This is a genomic window from uncultured Bifidobacterium sp. (genome assembly GCF_959020145.1).
Classification (GTDB): domain Bacteria; phylum Actinomycetota; class Actinomycetes; order Actinomycetales; family Bifidobacteriaceae; genus Bifidobacterium.
Window position 1 is genome coordinate 1 of sequence record NZ_CAUEQY010000060.1, and the last position, 5,467, is coordinate 5,467.

Below are 5,467 nucleotides of genomic sequence, written 5' to 3' on the forward strand. Positions count from 1 at the left end.
ACCCTTCCAAAGATACCCTAAAACCGTTGCAAATAAACACATCCCTCGGCGTGTCCCGATTCCGTCCACCTGAATCGTCTTTCTCCTTTTCCACAGAAACCAGCTCATCCTTCCGGAAAACATGTTCGTCGTACGAGTCGCCTTATCAGGAATTGACGGAACGATACGTTGAGGGGATTCTGTTATCCTGTGGGGCGCAGCGGAGCAAAATGACCTGCCAAGACGGGATGGTCCCTTTCATGAACAGGCTTTTGACTCAAAATAGAAGACGGATCGAATATTCCGCAGTGATACCGTGAAGGGAGGGAACGGCATGGAGGCGCAGCTTATGAGGCTACAGGACCTGAGACTCAAAGAAGGAATGTCTCTAGAACAGCTGGCCGAGCTCTCCGGCGTGGATCATGATCGTCTCGTCATGTTCGAAAACAATCCGGAAACCATACGCAATATGCATTTGGACACCGCTCGCCAAATTGCCAAAGCATTGCACTGCAACGTGTTGGAGCTCCATCCCGACGAAGGTTGGAGAGGCGGAATCCACTGCGCTGAATCCGGGCTAAGAGACATTCGTCGGACTCGCGGCTATACGCAAAACGAGTTGTCAGAGATGACAGGGATTCCCCAGCCGAACATCTCTTGGTTTGAGACAGGCTATCGCTCGACCTCAGGCATGCGGCTGGATACAGCCAGGCGTCTGTCGGAAGCGCTTCGATGCGATCCGACAGATTTCCTAAAAGAAGCGTATAGCCGATATGAAAATAAATGTTGTATCTGATTTAGATAAAACACTTAAATTTCATCGGACGCCATACTTCAACAAACGAATGCATCCCGCGCACCTCCCATCTCACCAAAAAGATTAGGCAAGAAAGAAGCCCATCAATCATTGACTTCACAAACCTTTCCCTTCCAGAAAGCTGGATAACGTCCGAGATTTTGCGCACTTTCGGACGTTATCTGGCGCGGAGGACGCATTTGCGCAGTTCGGAAGCGATGAGCACGATCATGGCAAGGCCGAGGCATTCGACCCATGCGCCGACGCTGAGCGGTACCGTACCGAAAGCGGTGTTGAGGAACGGAATGTAAATCACCGCCAGCTGCAATACCATGCTCAGCGCGATCGCGCCCCATAGCCACTTGTTGGAGAACAGTCCGACGAACGCTGACTGCAAGTGCGAGCGCGAGGCAAGCGCGTTCAGCATTTGCGCGAACACGAGAATCGTGAAGCCCATGGTGCGTGCTTCCGTCATTTGTACGTCGTGACCGATCGCATCGACGGAACGGTCGGTGAACAGACCGCCGTCCAAGTGCATATCCATGCCGATCAGGGTGACGGCCGCCATAATCACACCGATGAAAATGATGTCGCCCCACATTTCGGCGTCAATCACGCGATCGGTGAGTTTGCGCGGCTTGCGCGCCATCACATCGTCGGTGGACGGGTCGACGCCCATGGCGAGCGCGGGTGCCGCGTCGGTGAGCAGGTTGATCCACAGCAGCTGCGTGGCAAGCAGCGGCACGGTCACGCCTTGGCTGCCGGGCTGGGTGATGCCGAGGAATCCGGCGAGCATCACCCCGCCGAACACGGTGAACACTTCGCCCACATTGGAGCTCAGCAGGTAGCGCAGGAACTTGCGGATGTTGTCGAAAATGCCGCGTCCTTCACGCACGGCTGCGACGATGGTGCTGAAGTTGTCGTCGGCGAGGATCATTTTCGCGCTCTGCTTGGTCACTTCAGTGCCGGTAATGCCCATGGCGACGCCAATATCGGCGGTTTTGACTGCGGGAGCGTCGTTCACGCCGTCACCGGTCATGGCCACGATATTGCCTTGCCGTTGCAAGGATTCAACGATCTTCAACTTGTGTTCCGGCGCGACTCGCGCGTAGACGGACACTCCGCTGGTCACCTTGTCGAATGCCGCTTCGTCGGGCAGTTCGTCGAGTTGGCTGCCGGTCATGGCCGTGCCGCCCTTGTCGATAATGCCCAGATCGGTGGCGATGCGCGCCGCAGTCAGCGGGTGATCGCCGGTAATCATTACCGTACGAATGCCGGCGCGATGCGCTTCGGCAACCGAATCACGCACTTCCGTGCGCGGCGGATCGATGATGCCGACCATGCCGACCCAAATCAAATCGTTCTCAAGCACATCGCTTTGTTCCGCAATATCGGCAACATGACCTGCGGAATTCAGCATGATTCCCGGCACTTGCGCAAGAGAAGCGGTACCGAGCGGACGATAAGCCTGTCCCAGCGTGCGGTATGCATCGGAAGAAAGCTGTTCGACAGTCGCAAGAATCTGCTGGCGATCGCCTTCCGTAAGTGGACGTACCGCACCGCCGACAGCAATCCTGCTGCAATATCCAAGAAGCACATCGGGGGCGCCCTTGGAGAAGACGGTCAGACGGCCGGCGTCAGCGTTGTCTTGTGCCACAATGGACATGCGCTTACGTTCGGAAGTAAACGGGATTTCGCCGACACGCTCGTAGTTGGCGTACTTGCGATCCGCCTTCACTTTTCGTGCTGCGACGATGAGTGAGACTTCGGTCGGGTCGCCGACCGCCTCCCACGTCACGTTTTCTATATTTCCGGTATTTCCAGCCGTAGCAGGAGCAGCGGATTCGCGCAATTCGCCGTCGTTCGCCAACGCGCCCACGGCAAGGGTCGCAACGGCTTCCGATTCGATGATCTTACGGATTTCCGCATGTTCCATGATCTGCGGATCGACCACCATACGGCCTTCCGGCGCATAGCCGGTGCCAGTAAGCTGCACTTCGCCGCTCGGCGTGACCACGCGCTCCACGGTCATCTCATTGCGGGTGAGCGTGCCGGTCTTATCGGAGCAGATCACCGACGCGGATCCAAGCGTTTCCACCGAATGCAGCTTCTTGACGATCGCATTGTGCATGGCCATGCGCTGCACGCCGAGCGCGAGCACTACCGTAAGAATCGCAGCCAAACCTTCCGGCACGGCCGCGACCGCCAGCGAGACGGCCAACAGTAGCGAATCGATCACATCGTGAACGTCTTGGAAGCCTTCGGTAAGCGCGAGCGCGACCAGCACCACGACCGCGATGATGCATACCGCGCTGCCGAGGATTTTGGAAACGTAGTTCATTTCCTTTTGCAGCGGGGTTTCGTCATCTTCCGTGGCTTGCAGCAGATCGGCGATTTTACCGACCTGCGTGCCCATGCCGGTGCTGGTTACGATGGCACGGCCGGTGCCTTGCGTTACGGACGTGCCGTTGAACACCATGTTGGCGCGGTCGCCGAGGGCTTTCGCCTGTGCGAGGGTATCGGTCTTTTTGCCGACGGGCACGCTTTCGCCGGTGAGGCTGGCTTCGGCGACGCGCAGGCTGGCGGCCGTGAAGAGACGCCCGTCCGCAGAAACGGAGTCGCCTTCACCGAGCACGATGATGTCGCCCGGCACCACGTCAACCGTGTTGATGCGTTCGATTTTGCCGTCACGCAGCACGTTGGTTTGCGGCGCGGTCATGCTGGAGAGCGCTTCGACGGCGGCTTCCGCCTTCGATTCCTGGATGTAGCCGAGCACCGCGTTGACGATGAGGATCAGCACGATGACGATGGCGTCGAACGGCAATGCTTCGCCGCCTTCCGCACCCGGTACGGCGTTGGCTCGTTCGATGAACCATGCGACGAGCGAAATGCCGGTCGCGGCCAGCAACAGGTAGACAAGGGGGTCTTTGAATTGTTCGAGGAATTTCTTCCATTTCGGCACCGGTGGTGCGGACGCGAGTTCGTTCGGTCCGTACTTGTCGAGTCGACGCTTGGCTTCCGCTTGACTCAGGCCGGTATTCAAGTCGACACCAAGCGATTGCGCTACGGTTTGCGCATCGGCGAGCGACGGATCGACTTGCGTTTGCGTCGCGGTTTTTGCTGCTTGTTCGAAATTTCCCGAACTGGTATCGCGGAATTGGGTGGATTGATCTTCCTTGCGATCAACCATGATGATCTCCTTGGGAGCGCCGCGGAGTAGTCAGCCCTCCCCTGCCGTTGCGATAGTGCGAAAACTGCGGAAAATTGCGATTTTCACAGATTCCGTCTGACAGGGCAATGCTGCGCGGTTGCGGACACCGGACGTGCGCCATCGGTGCATTCCTGCCATTATTACACACCGTGACCATTTTGCAAGAGCGCAACGCACCGTCTTTTGTCAAGATTTCACAAAATCGTGAAACATAATCTGCAATCTTATTTCGACCGCGCATTCGATTACACGGCAACACCGACGGCAATGTCGCTACCATCTTTGGCGGAAGTGTGATATGTTATCGGATGTTAGTAAACAAAATTACTTACGCTATGATTCGTAGCGTACATTGGCAACGTCGCAATGGATAGGGGTAGTTATCATGGCAGCTCAAGAAGCCGCGCAATCACAGCAAACGCAAGGGGTTCCGGAATCGCGCATCCTGCAGGCGCGGCAGGCGAACGCAAGCTGGCTCACCGATCCGACCGTATTCGCGGTGAATCGCAAGCCCGCGCACTCCAATCATCGGTATTTCCTGGGCGAAGCCACCGAACCGAAGCAGAATCTCGACGCTGTATGGAAAGTAAACGTTACTCAGGCCGCATCCATCGACGTGGAAAACGCGCCGTTCGCCGCAGCTGACTTCAACGATGCCGGTTTCGGCGCGATCAACGTGCCCGAACACCTGCAGATGGCCGGCTATTTGAAGAACAAATATGTGAATGTGCAGTATCCATGGGATGGCCATGAGGATCCGCAGGAGCCGAACGTTCCCGGAAACAATCATGTGGCGATCTACCGCCGTTCCTTCACGCTTGACCGTCCGCTCGCCGCGACGCTGGAAAATGGCGGCACCGTCAGCATCACGTTCCACGGCATGGCCACCGCGATCTACGTGTGGGTCAACGGCACGTTCGTCGGCTATGGCGAGGATGGTTTCACCCCGAACGAATTCGACATCACCGAAGCGTTGAACGTTGACGGCGACAACGTGCTCACCGTCGCCTGCTACGAATACGCGAGCGCCTCTTGGCTGGAAGATCAGGATTTCTGGCGTTTGCACGGCCTGTTCCGTTCCGTGGAGCTCGCCGCACAGCCTCGCGTGCATGTCGAAACCGTGCAGATCGAAGCCGACTACAATCCCTCCATGGCCGCCGGAACGCTGAATGCAACCCTGCAGTTGCGCAATGCAAACGACGCGGCCACCGTCAAGGCGAAACTGCGTGACGCAAACGGCACTGTGGTGTGGGAATCCACGCAATGCGCCAACGAAACCATCACCCTCAATTCCGGCGCGCTGAAGAACATTGCGCCGTGGAGCGCCGAAGAGCCAACCCTGTATGAGCTGACGGTGCTTGTCGTCGGCCATGACGGCCCGCTGGTCGAAAAAATCGTGCAGCGTATCGGCTTCCGCACATTCCGTATCGAAGACGGCATCATGAAGCTCAACGGCAAGCGCGTGGTCTTCAAGGGCGCCG

3 protein-coding genes are annotated in these 5,467 nt (G+C 57.3%); 2 read left to right on the plus strand and 1 reads right to left on the minus strand.

Annotated features, from left to right (window positions below; translation table 11 throughout):
• Positions 1-313 precede the first annotated feature (313 nt).
• Entirely contained in the window at positions 314-775 is a 462-nt protein-coding gene (locus tag Q5H33_RS07985; RefSeq protein ID WP_065439585.1) for a helix-turn-helix transcriptional regulator, read from the plus strand.
• Between the two features lie 178 nt (positions 776-953).
• On the opposite strand, the gene Q5H33_RS07990 is transcribed toward Q5H33_RS07985, so the two are convergent.
• Complete coding sequence (locus Q5H33_RS07990; protein WP_302423919.1) at positions 954-3,965, minus strand: cation-translocating P-type ATPase; 3,012 nt, start codon at positions 3,963-3,965, stop codon at positions 954-956.
• A gap of 406 nt (positions 3,966-4,371) precedes the next feature.
• On the opposite strand from Q5H33_RS07990, the gene Q5H33_RS07995 reads away from it, so the two are divergent.
• Positions 4,372-5,467: glycoside hydrolase family 2 protein (locus tag Q5H33_RS07995; RefSeq protein ID WP_302423920.1), on the plus strand; the 1,096-nt coding region annotated here is incomplete at its 3' end.